We start from the raw sequence: 20,663 nt of genomic DNA, 5'->3' as shown, positions 1-20,663 counted from the left end.
ATTCGGATTGATGCGAGCTTGATGAAAGCCAAATCGTCGGTTGCGAGTTTGTCATGTCGAGTCGCAACCCGCAGACATCGCCTAATCTTGTTGACATTCGATCAAGTTAGACGCGCGATCGATGCTGTTCGTATTTTACCCCAGCGACCCAATCTAAATCCAGTGGAGTTTAAATTTGCCCGTTGCCGGACAAAGTGGTCAAGTTTGAATTGACGGTATGTTCTGAACGGCCCAGCATTCTCCCACTACCAAGAAGATGACCATGTGACAGGCGTTTCGACTTCTATAACAAGACGAAGCGTGGTCGCAGGGCTGACGCTGGCTGCCGCCTCCGCGGCTGTTTTGGCGGCGACGGATAACGCAGAGGCCAACCAAACCATGCCTGAGAAAAGTCTGTACGAGCGGCTGGGCGGCGTCTTCGCCATCGCGGCGATGGTGGATCACTTCAGCCACGCCGTCGTGAGGAACACCATCGTCGGCCAGGAGTCCAAGAACCCGCATCTGCGGGAATGGCACACCAAGAACCTCGGAAGGCTACCCGGCCTCAAGTTCATGCGGACGCTGTGGGGCTGCGATGCTCAAGTGGGCCTTGCAGTTCACGGCCACTAAGCCCGGACGCCGCTCGGCCTGAGGAGGCCCACCGCGACCTCCGGATCTCCCGCGAAGAATTCGATGAGGTTGCAGCGGAACTGCGATGCAGCGCCGCATCAGTCCGCTGAATGCACATCGCCTCGTTCGCTGCAATCATTCGTCGGCGTCAGGGACAGGGCCCCCGCAAGCATCCGCGGGGCAGGTTTATGAGCTCACGCCTAGATCGCAACCGATTTGATCGCAACCGATTTGACGGAACCTAGGTCAACCGATTAGGATCAGGCGGATGGTGTCGGGATGTCGACAGCGCGATACTGGCATCGGGCTCGGCGGCCAGGGGCCGCCCATCGAAGGATGCGCGACTCGTCGTAAGATGGGCCCAGAGGTACCGGCTTTCGTCAGTGAGACGACCGGCTGCGGTGATGAGACGGAATAAGGTGTCCAATGAAAAGGACTGGCCACCCGTCTCCCGGCGCCACCGCTCTGGGTCGCAGGACTGCCGGTCATTGGCGAGAACCTGGCTGCCTATTGGGAGAGCTTGGCCCACAATGCGCCCGCGTTCATAATTGAGCTCAAGAAGCTGATCGGCCCCGCCACAAACTTGGCAGTAGCCAGCGGCGGTGCTCGGCGCCGGGCTGTTAGAACTTGGGCTGAGCGTATTCATCGCCTTTTTCTTCTTTCTTCACGGCCGGCGGATGGCAGCCTACGTGCGCGCAGTCGGCGAAAGATTCGCTGGCCCCCGGGCCCGAGAGCTGCTCACGGTCGTGGGCGCGACCGTCAAGGGCGTCATTTACGGCTTAATCGGCTCGGCCCTCGCCCAGGCCCTGTTGGCCGGCATTGGGTTCTGGATCGCCGGTGTACCTCAGGCGCTATTGTTTGGATTCCTTACGTTCGCTCTGTCGTTTGTGCCGATAGGCCCCCCGCTTGTGTGGGGCTCGGTGGCGCTATGGCTTTTTATCCAAGGAGCCGTTTGGTGGGACCTGTTCGTCGCAGCATGGGGGTTGCTCCTCGTCAGCAGCATCGACAACGTCATCAGACCCTATGCCCTTGGCAAGACCAACAACCTACCCGTATTGCTCGGCCTCTTCGGTTTCCTTGGCGGCGTCGTCGCCTTTGGATTCATCGGAATTTTTCTGGGGCCAACGCTGTTGGCGGTCGCCTACAGCCTGTTCCTGGAGTGGACCACCGCCGAAGTCGAGGAACGCAGGCATCCCACTGAGCGAATCTGATATCTCTTGAACTCTTGAAATTTCGAGAGTTTTGTCTCGCGTCGAAGACGCAGGATAAAGTGGACCTCAATTAATGCGTTGGCCCCGGAATGGGGCGGCTAATTGCAGTGCTGTTTTGGACAAGGGCGCGAGTGTGGCCCTTGTCCCGCAGCTTGACAGTAACATTACTCCCCAAATTTCTCCATGGGACAAGTAACGTATCCTTGGGCGTCGTTTAATACCAGCGTCCTCGTCCGTAAAAGCCGCCGCCTAGCAGAATAACTATCAGAAGTATGATGAGAAGTGTGGTGATATCCATGTACGTCTCCTCGGAGTACCTAGCACGGTGCTTTTCTTGTGATTGTACTCCAACGTTCCATAACGTTTAGCACCCCGTTTTGTTCCATTTTGAGCTACGCATGATACCGCTGACGTGAGTTCGTTATCCTCGACACAACCAAGCTCACGAACGCACGTGATCGATCGACTCCTTGGCCCGGTGACGACGCCGAGATAAGAGACGCCAAGGGGTCGGATAGACGCATGGACACGAAACGAGGTGGCGACTCCACCGGTCGCCGCTTACAGCGACACGGTCGTGGTGACGGTCACCCATTGAACGTCCAAAGGAGACTCAGTTGCGTTGGAACAGTTGCCCGTCGCCTGCGTTTCCCGGCATTGCGATGGGCTTGCAACGGTCGAAGGCCAGGGAACCGGTCACGATTATGCTTGTGGAAGAAGAAGAGCCGTTACTCTTCGAGTTTGAAGAAGCGCTGACCGAGGCAGGCGTCAATGTCGTCGCGTGCTCCAGCGGAACGAAGGACGTGGAGTACCTCAGGAGCGCAGAAGGCGCAGCCGAGGGTGTGGTCACTGACATCAGGCTCCGGACAGGGCCTTCGACGGTTGGGAGGTGGCGCGCATTGCCCGGGAGATCGACCCGGAGGTAGCTGTCGTCTACATCAGTGGACACGGGGCGGTAGAATGGCCGTCGAGGGGGGTTCCAAACAGCATCATGCTTGAGAAGCCGTTCGCCATAGCGCAGTTGAGCACCGCGATTTCGCAACTTCTCAACGGTCCTTTAGCCGATGCCTCTTCGTAAAGCGGCGGAGATGAAGGAGCCAGCGTCAGGGACATTTGTTGAGCGCGGTCGCTCTCGGAGATCGACTCAGCACTCAGTTTTCCTGGACCGAGACGCCATTCCGGTCGAGCCGGAGTTCAACGCCGGCCGGCTTCGTTTCCTCGCGATAGAGGTAGACACCCAGGACTATGACGGCGACAACTAGGCCGCCAATGATCAGGTACAAGGTATTGTTTTGCTGCATGAGGGGAGCAATCCTGCCTTCTTGTAAGTGGAAGAAAGTGGGACTATCCGGCCCCAATTTTGAACAGTGTGAATCAATACCAGCGGCGGCGCGTATCCGCTAAAGTCAGGCCGACAGCCACGCCCAGCAGAAAACTGATAATGCCGACCCCGCCAAGCACAGTCGCTGTGGTGCCCGGATTTTCTCGCGCCACTTCTGATACCGCTTGGAGCTGCGCGCCTACTTGCTTCGCTGCGCCCGCCGCCGCTTTCGACGCATCGTCGTAAAGATCGGATGCTCGCTCGCGCGCTTCATGCAAAACGCCGACAGTTCGTTTCGCAAGCATCTTGTTGATCTCTGTCACTTCATTGCGAAGCGTCGCGATCTGCTTTTCTAGTGCTTCCTGCGTGTCGCCGCCGCCCGGAGCGGCAGGCATCAGAGTCTCGACCATTCAACGTGTCCTTATAATGGAGAATGAAGGAACGACAAGCGCGGCCGTCGTTCGGGATTAGCGTTCCCAGCGGCCTTCGTATTTGAACTCGGGGGCCGCCTTGAGCTGATCCTTGGTCGCGTTCATCACAGCCGTCCATTTCTTGTCGTTTTCGACGTAGGTGATTTTGACGGCCTTCGGGCTGACAATGACGTAGCGCTCGCCCATCCCGAGGACCCCTCCGACCGACACGATATATCCGGCCAGCTGGCCTTCCGAGAGGATCAGATCCTTGATCTCGCCGATCGTTTCGTCGGCATTGTTTGTGACGTTGAGATTGACGAGATTGTAGCTCAGCACGTCGGTCGGCTTGGCGGTGACGAAGGTTTCGGTGGTCGTGGTTTCCGCCGTCTGTGCGGCAGCCGCTCCAACAATCGTCATAGTCGCAGCAAGAGCAATCAGAATACGTCGCATGGTCCCACCCCTTTGCGATGTTAAGGAACCCGGAAACGACACGAAGCAATCGAAAGTTCCAACGACCTCAGTGAATCGGGCAGCTTTCTGTGCCGCGGTGAGAGCCACTCAGCGCCAAGCCGAGCCGACTAAGAACCCCGCCGACGGCGGGGTTTTGATTATGCCAGGCGGGACCCCTACCAGTCGTCCTGTTTGCTGTACCAGTCGTCAATGTCCCTCTTCGCGCGGTCCTTCTCAAGACCATAGCGTTCTTGGATTTTGCCTTCGAGCTGGTCGCGTTTACCGGCGATTTGGTCGAGATCGTCGTCCGTGAGCTTACCCCACTGCTCCTTGATCTTACCTTTGAATTGCTTCCAATTGCCTTCGACCCGATTCCAATCCATGTGCGTTTTCTCCGGGGTTTGCGCCTAATACAATAAACTCACAACGGTCGAATTAGTTCGAGCCGTCGCAGTTATATGTCAGAACGGCGGCTTGGCTGGCTCCAGCTCACATTTCTGGCGACGAAGCCGTTCAGCCGTTCAATGGTTCAATGCGGATGAAGGCACATTCTTCGATGACCACGCGGGCGCGTAAGATTCCAGCTATCGGCGCCCATCTGCCCGATTTGCGGCGGCATGCCCGCGCTCTGTTAAGCGGTCGCGCGCACCCAGGATGAGGCCGTCGACCACGAATTTATCGTACCGTGTTTTGGGCGACAGCATTGTGATCGAAGGCAAAGTGGTTAAGCGTGGCGACGCCGAGCTGATCCACCGAATTGCCGAGGACATTGCCGGTCATGGGCGCGTAATTATGAGGGTCGGCGGCATAAACGAATAGACCGCGGTTCAGGTCGGCTTCGGGCGCCCATACTTCCCATCAAGTTGATACGTGAAGGATCTGTTGGGTAGGCCCAGGCAACCCGAAATGCGCGAGCGCGCCTGATCAATCCGCATCCGCTTCAACGAGCGCCTTCAGCCGAGCGGCTGGAGCATACGCATAATCCTGCTTTGTTCGTCCTTAGCGTTGCTTGGGCGTACTTTCCACGCGATGTCCTCTTGTTTGGGGCCGCGTACGCAGTCAGTTGGCGCGCACCACCGGGTTGCCTTCGGCTGCAAGCGCGGCCAGATCCGCCGGCTTCAGTTCGACCGATTCGCCGCAACCGCAGGCGGACGTCTGGTTTGGGTTCCTGAAAGTGAAGCCGGAGCGCAGGGCGGTCACCTCGAAGTCCATTTGCGTGCCGAGCAGGTAGAGCACCGCCTCGGGCGCGACCCAGACCTTGGCACCTTGATGTTCGATGAGATCATCCCTGGCATTCGCCTCGGTGACGAGGTCCACGGCATATTCCATGCCGGCGCAGCCGCCTTTCTTGATGCTCACGCGGATGCCCTTGGCGTCGCCGCCGGCATTCTCGACGATCGACCGGACGCGGCCGGCGGCGGCATCGGTCAGGCTCATTACGGCAAAGCCCATAGGCTCCATCTCCTTCACATCACCGGGTTAAAGGCCCGGTGCTTTCCAGAATCAAATGTAGTGCCCGTATGTTAACGGATCAATATGGGAGTTCGGGCGTGAATCATGCAGCGGGATGCGAGTGGAAAACCGCGAACACTTCTCCTCATCCCGCTCTAATACCAGCCGAGCGCCACCTGCGCCTCTTCCGACATGCGGTCCGGCGTCCATGGCGGATCGAAGGTCATGGTCACCTCAACGCCGGAAACACCCTCTACGGCGCCGACCGCGTTCTCGACCCAGCCCGGCATCTCGCCGGCGACGGGGCAGCCCGGAGCCGTGAGCGTCATGTCGATCTTCACCATCCGGTCGTCCTCGATGTCGATCTTGTAGATAAGACCGAGTTCGAAGATATCGGCCGGGATTTCCGGGTCATAGACCGTCTTCAGCGCGGCGATGATGTCGTCGCTGAGGCGCGCCAATTCCTCGGCTGGAATGGCCGAATGTACGATGCCTTCGCGGACATCGACCTTTTCCTGCGCTTCCCCGAGACTCATGTCTGCCTCCTTAGGCAAAGAACTTGCGCGCATGTTCCAGCGCTTCCGCCAGAGCGTCGACCTCGGCCCGCGTATTGTAGAGGCCGAAGGACGCACGGCATGTGGAGGTGACGCCGAAACGTTTCAAGAGCGGCTGCGCACAATGGGTGCCCGCCCTAACGGCGATGCCGGCCCGGTCGATCACCATCGAGACGTCATGGGCATGAATGCCGGCGATCTCGAAGGCGAAGATGCTGCCCTTGCCCGGCGCATCGCCGAAGACGCGCAGCGAATTCACCGAGGACAGGCGCTCGCGGGCATAGGCGGTAAGGTCCGCCTCATGCGCCCTGATTGCCTCGCGGCCGACCTTTTCCATGTAGTCCAGCGCGTAGCCGAGCCCGATCGCCTGGACGATCGGCGGCGTGCCGGCTTCGAACCGGTGCGGCGGATCGTTATAGGTGACGCGGTCCTCCGTCACTTCCTCGATCATCTCGCCGCCGCCCATGAAGGGCCGCATCTCCTTGAGCCGTTCGGCCTTGCCGTAAAGCACGCCGACACCGGACGGGCCGTAGAGCTTGTGGCCGGTCATCACATACCAGTCGCAGTCGATGTCCTGCACGTCAACCGGCATGTGCACCGCGCCCTGGCTGCCATCGACAAGAACCGGAATGCCGCGCTCGCGAGCGATACGGCAGATTTCCTTGACAGGAACGACCGTGCCCAGCGCATTCGACATATGCGTGATGGCAATGAGCTTCGTCCGCTCGGTCAGGCAGTTGACGAAATCCTCTATATGGAATGCGCCATCATCATCGACCGGCGCCCAGACGAGCTTGGCCCCCTGCCGCTCACGGATGAAGTGCCATGGTACGATGTTGGAGTGGTGCTCCATGATCGAGACGACGATCTCGTCGCCCTCGCCGAGATGCGGCATCCCGTAGCCATAGGCGACCGTATTGATCGCCTCCGTCGACGACTTGGTGAAGACGATATTGTCGACGGACGGTGCGTTCAGGAAGCGGCGCACCTTTTCACGCGCGCCCTCATAGGCGTCCGTGGCGGCATTCGAGAGGAAATGCAGACCGCGGTGTACGTTGGCGTATTCATTGGCGTAGGCATGGGCAACCGCGTCGATGACGAGTTGCGGCTTCTGCGCCGATGCACCGTTGTCGAGATAAACAAGCGGCTTGCCATAGACCGTCCGCGAAAGGATCGGGAAATCCTTTCTTACGGCCTCTACGTCATAGGCCGGCACCGGCACAGTATGTTCCATGGTCCTGTCCAATCAGGCGTGTTTTTCGAGCCAGGCCGAGATCACGCCTTCTAGTGCCTCGACCAGTGCCTCGTCATCTTCCAGTTCCTCGACGATCTCGGCAACGAAGGCGTTGACGAGCATGGCGCGGGCCTTGTTCTCCGGAATACCGCGAGAGAGCAGGTAGAAGAGCTGCGTATGATCGATATCGATGACCGTCGCACCGTGACCGCACTGAACGTCGTCGGCGAAGATTTCGAGCTCGGGCTTCGCCGAGAAGTCCGCGTCGTCCGACAAGAGCAAGGTATTGCACGACATCTTCGCGTCGGTCTTCTGGGCGTCCTGGGCGACCAGGATCTTGCCCTGGAACACGCCCTTGGCACGATCGAAGACAACGTTGCGGATGATCTCGCTCGAGGTCGTGTGCGGTACGTCGTGGCTCAGCGTGAAGGTCACGTCCGTGTGGCTCTCGCCGCCCAGCAGGTTGATGCCGCGCAGGGTCAAGTCGGATCCCTCGCCGCTCGCCCTACCGTGCAGTTCCTGGCGCACCAGCTTGCCGCCGGCATTGATGACGAACACGTGCAGCTTCGCGTCCTTCGCGAGGTCGAAACGGATCTGTCCGAGATGGGTGTCGGCCGGGCCCTGCTGCTGCAGGATGATCCAGATGACGTCGGCGCCTTCGCCAAGCGTCACGTCGCTCACCGAGGAGACGAAGCTCGCATCCCCGTTGGTCGACAGATGCCGCTCGAGCACGGTTGCCTTGGATCCGGCGCCGAAAGACACCGGGAAACGGGTGTGGGCCTGGCCATGGCTTTGCGCGACCTGGATCTCCAGCGGCGTTTCCAGCTCGGCACCTGCCGCAACGGCGATCTCCAGACCGCCGCGGACCAGGCCGCCATTGATGCGGCCGATGGCGTCGTCGGAGCCGAGGACCGCAAGCCCGGCGGCAGCCGAGCCGTCGATCAGGCTCTCCGTATAGGAGCGTGCCGTTACGCCTTCGGGAAGGCTCTTGAGATCGGCCTCGCCATTGCGCACCGAAAGCACGGTCGCGCCAGCGACAATCGGCTCGACCCGATCGGCAAAGGCGGACGGATCGGCGGAGGGCACTGCGCGCAGCAGGGTCCTCAGGTCCGTATAATGCCAGGACTCGACGCGCCGCGTCGGGAGACCGGCCGTCTTCAGCTCGTGAACCAGCGTGTCGCGCAGCGACAGCACCGCTCCGTCACCTGGCAGATCGCCGATCTGGGCGGTATAGGCGTCAACGAGCGCCGTTTCGGCTGCCGTCATTTTGATGGCCTGTTGCATATTCATTCGAACACTCCTTCAACAGGCGTCAGGCTGCCGCCTCGATGATGTCGGCATAGCCCTTGGCTTCGAGCTCATGCGCCAGCGTCTTGTCGCCCGACTTGACGACCTGCCCCTTGTAGAGAACGTGGACCGTATCCGGGACGATGTAGTCGAGCAGGCGCTGGTAGTGGGTGATGACGACAACGGCGCGATCCGGCGAACGCAGTGCGTTGACGCCGTCGGCGACGATCTTCAGCGCGTCGATGTCGAGGCCCGAGTCGGTCTCGTCGAGCACGCAGAGCTTCGGCTGAAGCAGCGCCATCTGCAGGATTTCCGCACGCTTCTTTTCACCGCCCGAGAAGCCGACATTCAGCGGCCGACGCAGCATCTCCGGAGCGATCTTCAGCTCGGCGGCGGCTTCCTTGACGCGGCGCATGAATTCCGGCGTGGTCAGCTCGTCTTCGCCGCGATACTTGCGCTGCTCGTTCATCGCCACCTTGAGGAACTGCATGGTGGCAACGCCCGGGATCTCGACCGGATACTGGAAGGCAAGAAAGATGCCCTTGGCCGCGCGCTCCGAAGCATCGAGTTCGAGGATGCTTTCGCCGTTGTAGAGAATGTCGCCCTCGGTGACTTCGTAATCTTCGCGCCCCGAAAGGATGTAGGAGAGCGTCGACTTGCCGGAGCCATTCGGTCCCATGATGGCAGCGACCTCGCCGGCCTTCACGGTCAGGTCCAGGCCGCGGATGATCTCGGTGCCGTCTTCGGCGATGCGGGCGTGCAGGTTCTTGATTTCAAGCATTTCAAATCGTCCTCTTGGGAAACGAATAGTTTTCGCGCGCAGGTCCAGCGCGCCGGTTCAATTGTCAGTCCTAGGCCTCAGCCCACCGAGCCTTCCAGCGAGATGCCGATCAGCTTCTGCGCCTCGACGGCGAATTCCATCGGCAGTTCCTGGATCACTTCCTTGACGAAGCCGTTGACGATCAGTGCGATCGCCGCTTCTTCCGGAATGCCGCGCTGCAGGCAGTAGAACAGCTGATCCTCGGAAATCTTCGAGGTCGTCGCCTCGTGCTCGAACTGTGCGGTCGAGTTCTTCGCCTCGATATAGGGCACCGTATGGGCGCCGCACTTGTCGCCGATCAAGAGCGAGTCGCACTGCGTGAAGTTACGGGCGTTCTCCGCCTTGCGATGCGCCGAGACCTGACCGCGATAGGTGTTGTCCGAAACACCGGCAGCGATGCCCTTGGAGATGATGCGGCTCGACGTGTTCTTGCCGAGATGGATCATCTTGGTGCCGGAATCCACCTGCTGGTGACCGTTCGACACGGCGATCGAGTAGAACTCGCCGCGCGAACCGTCGCCGCGCAGAATGCAGGACGGATATTTCCAGGTGATCGCCGAACCGGTCTCGACCTGCGTCCAGGAGATCTTCGAGTTCTTGCCGCGGCAATCGCCGCGCTTGGTCACGAAATTGTAGATTCCGCCCTTGCCGTGCTTGTCGCCCGGATACCAGTTCTGCACCGTCGAATACTTGATCTCGGCGTCATCGAGCGCGATCAGTTCGACGACTGCGGCGTGAAGCTGGTTCTCGTCGCGCTGCGGCGCCGTGCAGCCTTCGAGGTAGGAGACATAGGCGCCCTCGTCGGCAATGATCAGCGTCCGCTCGAACTGGCCGGTGTTTCGCTCGTTGATGCGGAAATAGGTCGAAAGCTCCATCGGGCAACGAACGCCCTTCGGCACATAGACGAAGGAACCATCGGTGAAGACCGCGGAGTTCAGGGTCGCGTAGAAGTTGTCCGACTGCGGCACCACGGTACCCAGATACTTCCGCACGAGATCGGGGTGCTCCCGCATCGCCTCCGAGATCGACATGAAAATCACGCCGGCCTTCTTCAACTCTTCCTTGAAGGTGGTGACGACGGAGACGGAATCGAACACCGCATCGACGGCGATCTTCGTCTTCTGGACGCCGGCGAGGATCTCTTGCTCTTTCAGCGGAATGCCGAGCTTCTCATAGACCTTCAGCAGCTCCGGATCGACCTCGTCGAGCGACTTCGGCCCGGTCGTGCCCTTCGGCGCGGCATAATAGTGGATCTCGTTGAAGTCGATCTTCGGATACTTGACACGCGCCCAGCTCGGCTCGTCCATAGTGAGCCAACGCTGATAGGCCTCAAGGCGCCATTCGAGCATCCATTCCGGTTCGTTCTTTTTCTCGGAGATCAGGCGGATGATATCCTCGGACAGGCCCTTCGGCGCCTTGTCCATCTCTATCTTCGTCTCGAAGCCGTATTTGTATTGGTCCACGTCGATCTGGCGGACCTGATCAATGGTCTCCTGCACGGCAGGCATGTCGCTCTCCAATCTCGCCGGATCCAAGGTCCGGCGGCTTGTCAACGCGGTGCAATATGTGCGCACCGCTTATGTAATGGCTAAAAGGCGGTTTTCACCCCGTTTGCCAAGCGGAAAATTGCTTTTCCGCAATTTCGTTCAAGGCATTCCGCATTCACGCGGCCTGCCCGGTCGAGCGGCGCCGCGACGCCACTTTCGCGAAAACTGCCGCACAGCGTTCGATCTCCGCTTGCGTCGTGGACGCACCGATCGAAAGACGCAGGGCGCCCTGTCGCGGATCATAGCCCATCGCCGTCAGCACATGACTCTGTCCAACCTTGCCGGAAGAGCATGCAGAACCTGCCGAGAGGGCCACGCCTTCCAAATCGAAGGCAATCTGGCCAGTCTCCGCCTTCAGCCCGGGAAGCGTGAAGAAGGACGTGTTGGCGATCCGCGGCGCGTTGCGGCCGTGGATCACCACATCCGGCGCGCTTTCCAGCATCTCTGCCTCGAGCCGATCGCGCAGAACGGCGATTGCGGTCGTGCCCGCCTCGAGGTTATCGGTAGCCACCCGCGCAGCCGCCCCGAAACCGACGAGCGCCGGAGCGTTCTCGGTGCCGGAGCGATGGCCCTTTTCCTGGCCGCCGCCGCGGATCAAGGGTGCCGGCATCATCACCTCGCCGCGGGCGACGAGGGCACCGGCCCCCTTCGGCCCACCGATCTTGTGCGACGAGACGATGAGGAAATCGGCGCCCAGGTTCTCGATCGACAGCGGCAGGCGGCCGGCGGCCTGCACGGCATCGACCACCAACAGCCCGCCATGGGCACGCACGATCGCGGAAACTTCGGCGAGCGGCTGGACAATACCCGTCTCGTTGTTGGCGAGCATGACGGCGACCATGGGCAGGCCGCGCTGGCGGTCATGCGCCGAGAGTAACGTCTCGAGCGCGACGCAGTCGACGACGCCGCCGCTCGTGACGGGTACTTCGCAGACATCTTCGCGGGCAAAACGTCCCCCCTCGCGAACCGCCGGATGCTCGATCGCAGAAACATAGAGCTTGCCGAGTTTCAGCGGCGTGCGTCCCATCCGGAATTCCGGCGTCAGGACCATATTGGCCGCTTCCGTGGCGCCGCTGGTGAATATCACCGAGGCGGGCTGCGCACCGCAAAGCACGGCAACGTCCCGCCGCGCGCTCTCGATCATGCCGCGAACCGCCCGACCCTCGCCGTGAACGGATGAGGGGTTGCCAACCGCATCGAGCGCAGACAGGAATGCTTCTCGCGCTTCGGGCAGAAGCGGCGCTGTCGCATTCCAGTCCATATATATGCGCGGTCCGGTCATTGCTTCCTTCGCTAGAGCAGACGGTTCAGTCCGTGCAATCGATGCCGTTGCATTTTTCTTGAATTTTCCGCGCCGCTTGTCCTATGAGACGGACGAACGCGGCGGAGTGCCCGCATCGAAGTTTTGAACGGTTCTAAAGTGCGTTCTAGAAAAGCTGACTGCTTTCGTCAAGACAGATTGGCATCGAGAACGACGATTTGAACCAGAAACGTTCCCGGAGAACCAATGCCCGAAATCATCTTCAACGGACCGGCCGGCCGCCTCGAAGGTCGCTATCAGCCTTCGAAGCAGAAGAGCGCACCGATCGCGATCATCCTGCATCCGCATCCGCAGTTCGGCGGGACGATGAACAACCAGATCGTCTACCAGCTCTTCTACATGTTCCAGAAGCGCGGCTTCACGACCTTACGGTTCAATTTCCGCGGCATCGGCCGCAGCCAGGGCGAGTTCGATCACGGTGCGGGCGAGCTCTCCGATGCGGCCTCGGCGCTCGACTGGGTGCAGAGCCTGCATCCCGACTCGAAGAGCTGCTGGGTGGCCGGCTATTCGTTCGGCGCCTGGATCGGCATGCAGCTTCTGATGCGCCGCCCGGAAATCGAAGGTTTCATGGCGGTTGCGCCCCAGCCGAACATCTATGATTTCTCCTTCCTGGCGCCCTGCCCGTCGTCGGGTCTCATCATCAATGGCGACTCCGACAAGGTCGCGCCGGAAAAGGACGTGAACAGCCTCGTCGAAAAGCTGAAGGCGCAGAAGGGTATCCTAATCACCCACAGGACCGTTACCGGAGCAAACCATTTCTTCAATGGCCAGATCGAGACGCTGATGACGGAATGCGAGGACTATCTCGACCGTCGCCTCAACGGAGAGCTGGTGCCGGAGCCCGCTGCCAAGCGCATCCGCTGAGCCGCGCCACATCATCCTTCACTCGGCCCGGAGATCGCAATCGGTTTCCGGGCCGCTTTATATCTACCGTTATTGTCGCCCCACGCGAAGGGAACCGACCGGCTCGCCGGTTGCCGGCTGTTCGGCGCATTCCACCCGGTTCCGGCCGCCGGCCTTGGCGGCGTAGAGCGCCTTGTCGGCGCGCTGCATGGCCGCTTCCAGTGACTCCCCAAGATCAAGGGCGGCAACGCCGAAGCTCGCTGTTATCGTGACGCTTTCAGGCAATCCGTCGATCCGGGTCGATGCGAGCGCCGCGCGCATCCCATGCGCGAGCACGCGGGCTTCCGCCAGGCCGAGGCGCGGAAGAAACACGGCAAATTCCTCGCCACCCAACCGCGCCGCTACCGCCCGGCTCGGCATGAGCTCCACGAGCACTCGTGAAAACTGTCGGATAACCCCGTCGCCGGCATGGTGTCCATAGGTATCGTTGACCAGCTTGAAACGGTCGAGGTCGGCAAGGATGAGGGTACCCGGACCGTCGGCGCCAGCGGTTTCGAGAACGGGCGTCAGGCGATCGACAAAGCCGCGGCGGTTGTAGAGGCCCGAAAGAGCTCCGAACTGGCGCGGGCCTCGTCGATGATTTCCTTGACCATCACCCCGAGCATGGCGATGCCGGTCGCAAGGATCAGCATCGCCCCGAGTGCCTGCGAAATCAGCGCGAAAGGGGTGCCGAGATAGTCGGACGCCGTGGTGCCCGCCCCGGCGGCAACAGCGGCGTAGATTTTCACCAAATAGTAGACCGAGGTCAGAACCAGAAGGCCGCATAGGATCCAGTCGGCCGGGAACCTGCGCTTCGACCTGACGATCGTGGAAGCGGACCAGATCTGGGTGAGAAAGAACGGCAGCTGATAGAAGAAGGCGTGCTTAAGCGTTCCGCGCGGCAGGTCGTAGATCAGCAGATCGAGTATCACCGAAGCGAGAAAGAAGCCGGCCAACAGCGGCAGGCGCGTCGGCACGGGGTAGAAGAGCCCGAGTGCGATGCGGATCAGAATGAAGCCGGCGAGCACGCTCGCAAAGGCGCCGACAGCAAAAAGCTTCGGTACGACCGAGAAGGGCAAGACGGTCTCGAACACGGCCGAGAGCGAGGCGACAGTGAAGCCGGCGGCGCACCAGATCGCCGGCTTTTTTCACGGCTCTTCGCCGCGATGATGAGAAAGGCCACGACGAAGATCTGGGCGATGATGAAATTCACCGCCAGCAGGGAAATCGCTCCACCCATCAATAAAATCCGAACAACATCAGGAGCCGACCATGTGCTCCGCAACTAAACCAATCAGAATTGCGCGCAAATTAGCGGCCCCGCACGAAAAAGGCATTAAATGGACCTGGCGCTTGTGCCCGTCGACGTGGGCGCCGGCCTCGCCAACAGCCCGCCGCTTACCGGCCGGATGACGCCCGTAGTCGCGGGATAGCTCAACGGCAGCCCACGCAACGATCTTACGGCCAGGTAGGCCCAGGCTTCGGCTTCCATCGAATCGCCGTTCAGACCCAGCGCCTCGGCCGCAAGTACGCGTCCGCCTGCTGCTTCTGCAAGCAAGGCCAGGTCCTGCATGATCACAGGATTGAGGCGGCCGCCGCCGCAGACGATGTAAGTCGCCGGCATTTGCGGAAGATGAGCTGCCGACCGGACAATGGCGGCCGCTGTCACATGCGCCAAGGTGCGGGCCCCGTCTTCAAGGCTCGCCTCTGCAGCGAGCGGCGGCGAAAAGTCGTTGCGGTCGAGCGAGCGGCGCTTTTCCGACGAGAAGAAGGGATGAGCGAGGTAGCGCTCGGCAAGCTCCGGCAGCACCGACCCTTCGGCTGCAACCATGCCGCCCTGGTCATAGGGAATTCCGGCATGCGCCTCCACCCACTGGTCGATCAAAGTGTTTCCCGGTCCGCTGTCATAGGCAATGATAGCCTCGCCTGCACCGATGTAGGTGATGTTGGAAATGCCGCCAATATTGACGAAGGCGACGGGCGCGTCGATGTCCGAGCTCTGCGACATGCTTTCCGCCACCGCGGCATGATAGGCCGGTATCAGCGGCGCCCCCTGGCCGCCATGCGCCATGTCGTTCGCCCGCATGTCGTAGACTACGTCGGTCAGCGTTTCCCGCGCCAGCAGCTCTCCATCGCCGACCTGCACGGTCAGGGCTTCGTCGGGACGGTGGAGCACCGTCTGTCCATGGAAACCTATTACATCAACATTGCCGGACAATAGATTGTTTTCCTGGAGGAATGCCTTGACCGCCTGCGCGTGCAGCAACGTCATGTCCCGCTCGAGGTCCGCCAGCGCCCCCGGTCGCTCATCCCTTTTGCGGATCGACTTGGCATCCTCGAGCCCCTGCTTCAGCCGGTCGCGGAAGCGCGGCTCATAGGCATATCCCGCTGACGGTCCCCTTCGAACGATCGTTTCGCCGTCGGTCTCGACGAGAGCGACGTCGATACCATCCATGCTCGTACCGCTCATGAGGCCGATCGCCGTCAACACCTTGCCCATGGACGTCCTCCACGCTTTCCGTTGCCACCGGTCATAGCAAAACGCTGCCCCAGCAAAAACGTGCACTTTCGACAAAACAGTGATAAACGCCCGCCGCAGACGTCCAAACAAGCCGAAAGAGACAGCTTATGTCCGAGTTCAAGTCCGATTTCCTACACACGCTTCACGAACGCGGTTTCATCCACACCACATCGGATGATGCCGGCCTCGATGAGCTGTTCCGAAAGGAAACCGTGACCGCGTATATCGGCTTCGACCCGACGGCCCCGAGCCTGCATGCGGGCGGACTTATCCAGATCATGATGCTGCACTGGCTTCAGGCGACGGATCATCGGCCGATCTCGCTCATGGGCGGCGGCACCGGCATGGTCGGCGACCCATCCTTCAAGGACGAAGCCCGGCAGTTGATGACCCCGGAAACCATCGCTGCCAATATCGCGAGTATCAAGACCGTCTTCTCCAACTATCTTCGCTATGGCGACGGCCCGACTGACGCATTGATGATCAACAACGCCGATTGGCTGCTGGGTATCAACTACCTCGAGTTCTTGCGAGACGTTGGCCGCCACTTCTCGGTTAACCGCATGCTTTCCTTCGACAGTGTCAAAACGCGCCTCGAGCGCGAGCAGTCGCTGTCGTTCCTCGAGTTCAACTACATGATCCTGCAGGCCTACGATTTCGTGGAGCTATACAAGCGGACCGGCTGCCGCCTCCAGATGGGCGGCTCGGACCAATGGGGCAATATTATCAACGGCATCGATCTCGGCCATCGCATGGGTACGCCGCAGCTCTATGCGCTGACTTCACCGCTGCTGACGACTGCCTCGGGCGCCAAGATGGGCAAGTCGGTCAATGGCGCCATCTGGCTCAATCCCGACATGCTCGGCTCCTATGATTTCTGGCAATACTGGCGCAATACAGAGGACGCCGACGTCACGCGCTTCCTGAAGCTCTACACGACGTTGCCGATGTCGGAAATCGAGCGACTGTCCAAGCTCGGCGGCTCCGAAATCAATGAGGTGAAAAAGATCCTGGCGACCGAAATCACCGCCATGCTGCATGGTCGGGCAGCCGCGGAGCAGGCAGCCGAAACGGCCCGCAAGACCTTCGAGGAAGGCGCGCTTGCGGAAAACCTGCCGTCGATCGAGGTCCCCGCTCCTGAGCTCGAATCGGGTCTCGGCCTGCTGACGCTGGTGGTGCGCGCCGGCCTTGCGGCATCGAACGGCGAGGCTCGCCGTCACGTTCAGGGTGGAGCCGTCCGCATCAACGACGAGCAGATCAATGACGAGCGCCGCGTCGTCGGAAGCGGCGACGTCACCGGCGACGGTGTCGTCAAGCTGTCGCTCGGCAAGAAGAAACACATTCTGGTGCGGCCCGTCTGAACGGCCCACCCAGCGTCAATCGATGAAGGCCGGCCGCTGCGCCGGCCTTTTTCATTGAAACTCGAAAATGCTGCGGAACACGCCCGGGGCGATGAGCGACAGCGGATTGATCGTCAGATTCGGCTGGTTGAAGGGTCCGGTCAGTTTGAAGGTGATGCCGAGAAGGCCGCGGTCGCGACCGTTACCGAGCAGGACGCCGATCAGCGGCAACTCGCCGAACAACCGGTTGATGCCATAGGCCGGCATGAAGGTGCCGGTCATGTCCATGCGGCCGTTTCTGTCGCGGACCGTGCCCTGGAAGGTGGCACCGACATCGAGCCCGCGCAGCACGCCGCTGTCGACCCGGATGACGCCGCGATCGAGGAGGAGCTGGGCGAAGCCTCGCTCGAAACGGGCCGTGCTCACGTCGATATCCCTGCGCACCGCCTGATTTAGGCTGCGGCCATCCTGGCCGGCCGGCGTCGAGACCATCGACTGCAGCTTCTGTTCGCCAACGAGCGAAAATTTCCGCAGATCGACAGTGCCGCGCCAAGATCTGGCGCCGCGGTCCCGGAGCCGCAGGTTCAACAGGCCGCCGCGCATGTTCCGATAGATATCGGTGAAGCGCCCGAGAGCGCCGGCGTCGCTCGTCGTCAGCTCCAACGTGTTGTCCGGCCCCTCTTTCACCAGCCTGGCGACCACGGCCTGCCCGCTTGCGGTTAGCGCCGACAGATCAATATCGTCGATTTCTTGACCGCGGGCAGAATGGGAGAATCTCACATTGGAAAAGACCTCACCATTGAAGCCGACGACGCGGTCGAGCCGGGCGCTGATCCTTACATTGCCATCGTCTCCGGAGCCGGATTCGCTCTTCGCCCGCGCCAGGGGCAATCTGATATCCGCGGAAGAACCGGTGAGGGCGACCACATAACCGCCCTTGGCCCGTTCGACCGTCACGGCGAAATCGTCTCCCGCCGCCAGGCGCACGTCATGCAATCGGGCCGATGCGATTCCGCCGTCGTCGACGCGGAGATTGCCACCCGCACCAAATCCGTCACCCTTTATGCTGAAATCACTTATCTCCGTGAGCGCTTCGCTTTTCCTCACCGTGAATTCCGCATTGGCCGCAATGCCGGCGCCTTTGCTCCAGCCGATCCACGGCAGCGACAGAGCCGCCTTTCCGAGATCGGCTTTCACAGACTGGCTGCCGTCATCCGAAAGCGACACCTCAACGCCGACCGGTCCGCTGACGATGCCCGACAAGGCAGGGGCGATCTTGCGACGCGCCGCGTCGTCGAGCGTTCCGGAGATCTCGCGTGTGCGCGTCACATTCGCCTTGGCATCCACCGGTTCGGTCAGCGCGATGCGCATTTCCGCGCCGTCGATCAGGGCATCGGCATTGAGAACCGCTCGGTTGTTGTCGATCCGCATGGTTCCGGACAGATCGGCGATTTCGCGGCCGGAAACCGGACGGTTTATCGTCACCTTCTGCAACTGCATTTCCGCCTGCCACAAGGGCGGCGGCGGGTTCTGATTTGAAATCAGTCCGAAGCGGGCTCCGACCAATGCCGTCATCGGTCCGGTGAAATCCTCGGGCACGAAGGGCGTCTTCTGTAACGCCCGGATCGGCTTGTAGCTGACAAGCTCGGCAATGGAGTCGGCCTCGCCGCCCACCTCGATCTTCATTTCCGCCATCAGCGGCTTGCTGTAGACATCCGGAATTACGAAGTCGCCGCCGTTCAGCGCGACGGACCGGCCGGAGGGAAAGAAGGCCGCCCCGCGGGCAACCTGGACCGTCATGCGCTCGCCGCGCAATTCGAAGTGACCGGTGGTGTCGCGCAGCGGCGGAATTTCGCCGGCGATGTTGATTCGCGTGTCGTCGATCGAGAAGTTGATATTCAGCTCGTTCTCATTGAGCTTCAGTTCGCCATCGCTGCCGGCAATTCTGCCCTCCGGGATGGAGACCTCTATCCGCGCATCCGACACCGTCCCGCCGAAGAGATTGCCGATCGCCCATCGCCGCGCACCCTTGGCAACCCACCAGGGCCATAATTGCTTGACCGCCGTCGGCTGCATCCGGTCGCTCACCGCGGCGAAGTTGATCTGGGGCGAGGTGTCGCCGAAGGCGACCGCGAGCGAACCCGCCATGGACCCCAGTGGGCTGGAGATTGCCAGCTCATCGAAGATCAGCCGGTGGCTACCGGTCTCGAATCGGCCATTCGCCTTGGCGTCGAAGGAGAGCGGCCGTTCCTGCATGTCTTCCGGGGCGGAGCTCGCGTCTTTCAACAGCAGGTCGACGGCAAAGCCTGGCTGGCTTCCTTCGGAAACCTTGTCGAGGTCGATCAAGGCGCCGGTAAAGGGAAAAACCGAGCGTCCGATCTTGACCGCTGACGGCAGGATCTCGACCGAAGAGCGGTCGAAGTCGTAAGAGGCGTTCAGTTCCGACGGCCTGAGCGCCGAGACTAGTCCTCCGGCATGAAACGCCCCTTCAGACGTTCTGATGCCGACCGTCAAAGCCGGAGTGGCGCCCACCGCTGCACGGGTTGCCTTCAAGCTGACCTCGGCCGAAGCATCAATTCCGAAGGCTTCTTCGCTGCCGGACTTGCCGTGATAGAGAAAGGGCGAGAGCGGCAGGGAGGTGAAAACCGCCTCGATGCCGGCGATGCTGTCGCCCTGGCCGTAGGCCCTCGCCTCGAGCTGCGCCTCCTTGCCGTCTATGGCAACGGAGCCGTCGACGCGGATGGAGCCGTCGTCATCGCGCGCGAAGGCCAGCGTCCTGACATCGATCGGAACGATCCGGCCGCGGGTCCCCGCCATCGACAGGCTCAGATTCGAAAGCTGAACGGTCCTCGTCGAACTTCGCGCGGTCAGCCGCGACATGGCGTCGATATGGGTGAACAGCTTTTCGAGAGCCGTGCCGGTGTCGGCAATGCGAATCGCCGTGAGGTCTATGGGCTCGCCGCGCGGCAAGAGGCCGGTATCGAGCTCGCCGCCCTCCGCCTCCAGCCGCGACACGGCGATGCGGCCGGTCATCAGCGCAAGGGGATCGAGCGCGATCGAGACTGCCGCCAGCTTGGCGACCGGGCGCCCGGAGGCATTGTCGTTCAACGTGACGCCGCGCGCCTTCAGCGCCAGCGCCCCGCGACCGGTGAGACGGACAACCGTGCTTTCGACATCCGCCTTGTAGTTGGCGCCAAGGGCGGTGTTGAGCGCCGTGCGCGCGCGGGCATTCAGAGGACCGTCGACCAGGCCGCTCTCGATCACCGCGACGAGCGAGGCAACTGCGACGAAGACGACAAGCAAACAGCAGAGCAGAAGCTTGGCGAAGAGACGCAGCATGCCACCCGAGACGTGGGTGTGCACGAGGACCGGGTCGTGGGCCTGGGCCGAGGGAAGCGCGTCCAGTGCGACGATGTCTTCCTTGCGAAAGCAAACCCTTTCGCCGCGGATGTCACTCATCGGCGCGGATTTCCTCCACCTGCTTGCTGCATTGCATTCTTCCTATCCGGACAGACATCGTGTACGCCCGGGGTCGTTCCTATCCTGTAGATCACAAATCGCCGGACCAAGTCACCACGCTTCGCTGTGGTTGCTTGTGGAAAGCGCGCGACGGCCATCCCTGGCATCCGAAGATGCTCGATCCAGGCGCGGCCTTTGTCTTGCGACATGGCATTCATTATGGCTCGTAGCCACAAGAGCCG

At 61.1% G+C, this 20,663-nt stretch carries 16 protein-coding genes and 2 pseudogenes; 4 read left to right on the top strand and 14 right to left on the bottom strand.

From position 1 onward, the window contains the following. The first annotated feature begins 378 nt into the window (after positions 1-378). Positions 379-609: a hypothetical protein gene (locus tag SS05631_RS31820; protein WP_244412235.1), complete on the top strand. Its 231-nt coding sequence runs from the start codon at positions 379-381 to the stop codon at positions 607-609. 451 nt (positions 610-1,060) lie between these two features. Beyond that, positions 1,061-1,820, top strand: a pseudogene (locus SS05631_RS07665) (AI-2E family transporter); the annotation flags it as partial. A gap of 1,151 nt (positions 1,821-2,971) precedes the next feature. On the opposite strand, the gene SS05631_RS31350 reads toward SS05631_RS07665, so the two are convergent. The 11 genes from SS05631_RS31350 to SS05631_RS07595 all read right to left on the bottom strand — a co-directional run bounded on the left by SS05631_RS31350 (position 2,972) and on the right by SS05631_RS07595 (position 12,180). Continuing rightward, positions 2,972-3,121: a hypothetical protein gene (locus tag SS05631_RS31350; protein ID WP_037422139.1), complete on the bottom strand. Its 150-nt coding sequence runs from the start codon at positions 3,119-3,121 to the stop codon at positions 2,972-2,974. Positions 3,122-3,194: 73 nt separating this feature from the next. Continuing rightward, positions 3,195-3,551, bottom strand: coding sequence for a hypothetical protein (locus SS05631_RS07645; RefSeq protein WP_050988306.1), 357 nt, complete (start codon positions 3,549-3,551; stop codon positions 3,195-3,197). 57 nt (positions 3,552-3,608) lie between these two features. Then, positions 3,609-4,004, bottom strand: coding sequence for a PRC-barrel domain-containing protein (locus tag SS05631_RS07640; RefSeq protein ID WP_037422136.1), 396 nt, complete (start codon positions 4,002-4,004; stop codon positions 3,609-3,611). Positions 4,005-4,180: 176 nt separating this feature from the next. After that, positions 4,181-4,387, bottom strand: a complete 207-nt coding sequence (locus tag SS05631_RS07635) for a CsbD family protein (RefSeq protein WP_037422133.1) — start codon at positions 4,385-4,387, stop codon at positions 4,181-4,183. Between the two features lie 676 nt (positions 4,388-5,063). Continuing rightward, positions 5,064-5,456 (bottom strand): Fe-S cluster assembly scaffold SufA, encoded by a 393-nt coding sequence (gene sufA, locus SS05631_RS07625; RefSeq protein WP_037422130.1) that lies wholly within the window; start codon positions 5,454-5,456, stop codon positions 5,064-5,066. A gap of 155 nt (positions 5,457-5,611) precedes the next feature. Continuing rightward, the gene (locus SS05631_RS07620; RefSeq protein WP_018239791.1) at positions 5,612-5,992 is read right to left on the bottom strand and encodes an SUF system Fe-S cluster assembly protein; all 381 of its coding nucleotides are present in this window, start codon (positions 5,990-5,992) and stop codon (positions 5,612-5,614) included. 10 nt (positions 5,993-6,002) lie between these two features. Beyond that, complete coding sequence (locus tag SS05631_RS07615) at positions 6,003-7,244, bottom strand: cysteine desulfurase (protein ID WP_037422126.1); 1,242 nt, start codon at positions 7,242-7,244, stop codon at positions 6,003-6,005. A gap of 12 nt (positions 7,245-7,256) precedes the next feature. Continuing rightward, a complete protein-coding gene (gene sufD / locus SS05631_RS07610) occupies positions 7,257-8,534 on the bottom strand; it encodes a Fe-S cluster assembly protein SufD (protein WP_037422123.1) in 1,278 nt (425 codons plus the stop codon). 22 nt (positions 8,535-8,556) lie between these two features. Further along, positions 8,557-9,312 carry a Fe-S cluster assembly ATPase SufC gene (gene sufC, locus SS05631_RS07605; RefSeq protein ID WP_037383491.1) on the bottom strand — a complete coding sequence of 252 codons (756 nt, stop codon included), beginning with the start codon at positions 9,310-9,312 and terminating at the stop codon, positions 8,557-8,559. A gap of 77 nt (positions 9,313-9,389) precedes the next feature. Next, a complete protein-coding gene (gene sufB, locus SS05631_RS07600) occupies positions 9,390-10,859 on the bottom strand; it encodes a Fe-S cluster assembly protein SufB (protein WP_037422120.1) in 1,470 nt (489 codons plus the stop codon). Positions 10,860-11,013: 154 nt separating this feature from the next. Beyond that, positions 11,014-12,180: a cysteine desulfurase family protein gene (locus SS05631_RS07595; RefSeq protein WP_037422117.1), complete on the bottom strand. Its 1,167-nt coding sequence runs from the start codon at positions 12,178-12,180 to the stop codon at positions 11,014-11,016. Between the two features lie 225 nt (positions 12,181-12,405). Between SS05631_RS07595 and SS05631_RS07590 the strand changes: the two genes are divergently transcribed. Beyond that, on the top strand, positions 12,406-13,083 hold the full coding sequence (locus tag SS05631_RS07590) for an alpha/beta hydrolase (protein WP_037422116.1): 678 nt from the start codon (positions 12,406-12,408) through the stop codon (positions 13,081-13,083). A 69-nt stretch (positions 13,084-13,152) separates the two neighbouring features. Here the strand turns inward: SS05631_RS07590 and SS05631_RS32615 are convergent. Both SS05631_RS32615 and SS05631_RS07580 read right to left on the bottom strand, forming a co-directional pair. Continuing rightward, positions 13,153-14,341, bottom strand: a pseudogene (locus tag SS05631_RS32615) (GGDEF domain-containing protein). A 96-nt stretch (positions 14,342-14,437) separates the two neighbouring features. After that, on the bottom strand, positions 14,438-15,601 hold the full coding sequence (locus tag SS05631_RS07580) for an anhydro-N-acetylmuramic acid kinase (protein WP_037422114.1): 1,164 nt from the start codon (positions 15,599-15,601) through the stop codon (positions 14,438-14,440). 128 nt (positions 15,602-15,729) lie between these two features. Between SS05631_RS07580 and tyrS the strand changes: the two genes are divergently transcribed. Next, positions 15,730-16,983: a tyrosine--tRNA ligase gene (gene tyrS / locus SS05631_RS07575; protein ID WP_037422111.1), complete on the top strand. Its 1,254-nt coding sequence runs from the start codon at positions 15,730-15,732 to the stop codon at positions 16,981-16,983. 51 nt (positions 16,984-17,034) lie between these two features. On the opposite strand, the gene SS05631_RS07570 is transcribed toward tyrS, so the two are convergent. Beyond that, entirely contained in the window at positions 17,035-20,421 is a 3,387-nt protein-coding gene (locus SS05631_RS07570; RefSeq protein ID WP_037422107.1) for an AsmA-like C-terminal region-containing protein, read from the bottom strand. Positions 20,422-20,663 lie beyond the last annotated feature (242 nt).

It is taken from the genome of Sinorhizobium sp. CCBAU 05631 (assembly GCF_002288505.1).
GTDB classification, from domain to species: Bacteria; Pseudomonadota; Alphaproteobacteria; order Rhizobiales; family Rhizobiaceae; genus Sinorhizobium; species Sinorhizobium fredii_C.
Note: the sequence above shows the minus strand (reverse complement) of the source record. Positions and strands in the feature narration are given on the sequence as shown.

What these genes read in the sequence shown, in the direction of transcription:
- SS05631_RS31820 (WP_244412235.1), top strand. Translation starts at nt 379, where the DNA reads ATGCCTGAGAAAAGTCTGTACGAGCGGCTGGGCGGCGTCTTCGCCATC.
- SS05631_RS31350 (WP_037422139.1), bottom strand. Translation starts at nt 3,121, where the DNA reads ATGCAGCAAAACAATACCTTGTACCTGATCATTGGCGGCCTAGTTGTC.
- SS05631_RS07645 (WP_050988306.1), bottom strand. Translation starts at nt 3,551, where the DNA reads ATGGTCGAGACTCTGATGCCTGCCGCTCCGGGCGGCGGCGACACGCAG.
- SS05631_RS07640 (WP_037422136.1), bottom strand. Translation starts at nt 4,004, where the DNA reads ATGCGACGTATTCTGATTGCTCTTGCTGCGACTATGACGATTGTTGGA.
- SS05631_RS07635 (WP_037422133.1), bottom strand. Translation starts at nt 4,387, where the DNA reads ATGGATTGGAATCGGGTCGAAGGCAATTGGAAGCAATTCAAAGGTAAG.
- sufA (WP_037422130.1), bottom strand. Translation starts at nt 5,456, where the DNA reads ATGGGCTTTGCCGTAATGAGCCTGACCGATGCCGCCGCCGGCCGCGTC.
- SS05631_RS07620 (WP_018239791.1), bottom strand. Translation starts at nt 5,992, where the DNA reads ATGAGTCTCGGGGAAGCGCAGGAAAAGGTCGATGTCCGCGAAGGCATC.
- SS05631_RS07615 (WP_037422126.1), bottom strand. Translation starts at nt 7,244, where the DNA reads ATGGAACATACTGTGCCGGTGCCGGCCTATGACGTAGAGGCCGTAAGA.
- sufD (WP_037422123.1), bottom strand. Translation starts at nt 8,534, where the DNA reads ATGAATATGCAACAGGCCATCAAAATGACGGCAGCCGAAACGGCGCTC.
- sufC (WP_037383491.1), bottom strand. Translation starts at nt 9,312, where the DNA reads ATGCTTGAAATCAAGAACCTGCACGCCCGCATCGCCGAAGACGGCACC.
- sufB (WP_037422120.1), bottom strand. Translation starts at nt 10,859, where the DNA reads ATGCCTGCCGTGCAGGAGACCATTGATCAGGTCCGCCAGATCGACGTG.
- SS05631_RS07595 (WP_037422117.1), bottom strand. Translation starts at nt 12,180, where the DNA reads ATGACCGGACCGCGCATATATATGGACTGGAATGCGACAGCGCCGCTT.
- SS05631_RS07590 (WP_037422116.1), top strand. Translation starts at nt 12,406, where the DNA reads ATGCCCGAAATCATCTTCAACGGACCGGCCGGCCGCCTCGAAGGTCGC.
- SS05631_RS07580 (WP_037422114.1), bottom strand. Translation starts at nt 15,601, where the DNA reads ATGGGCAAGGTGTTGACGGCGATCGGCCTCATGAGCGGTACGAGCATG.
- tyrS (WP_037422111.1), top strand. Translation starts at nt 15,730, where the DNA reads ATGTCCGAGTTCAAGTCCGATTTCCTACACACGCTTCACGAACGCGGT.
- SS05631_RS07570 (WP_037422107.1), bottom strand. Translation starts at nt 20,421, where the DNA reads ATGAGTGACATCCGCGGCGAAAGGGTTTGCTTTCGCAAGGAAGACATC.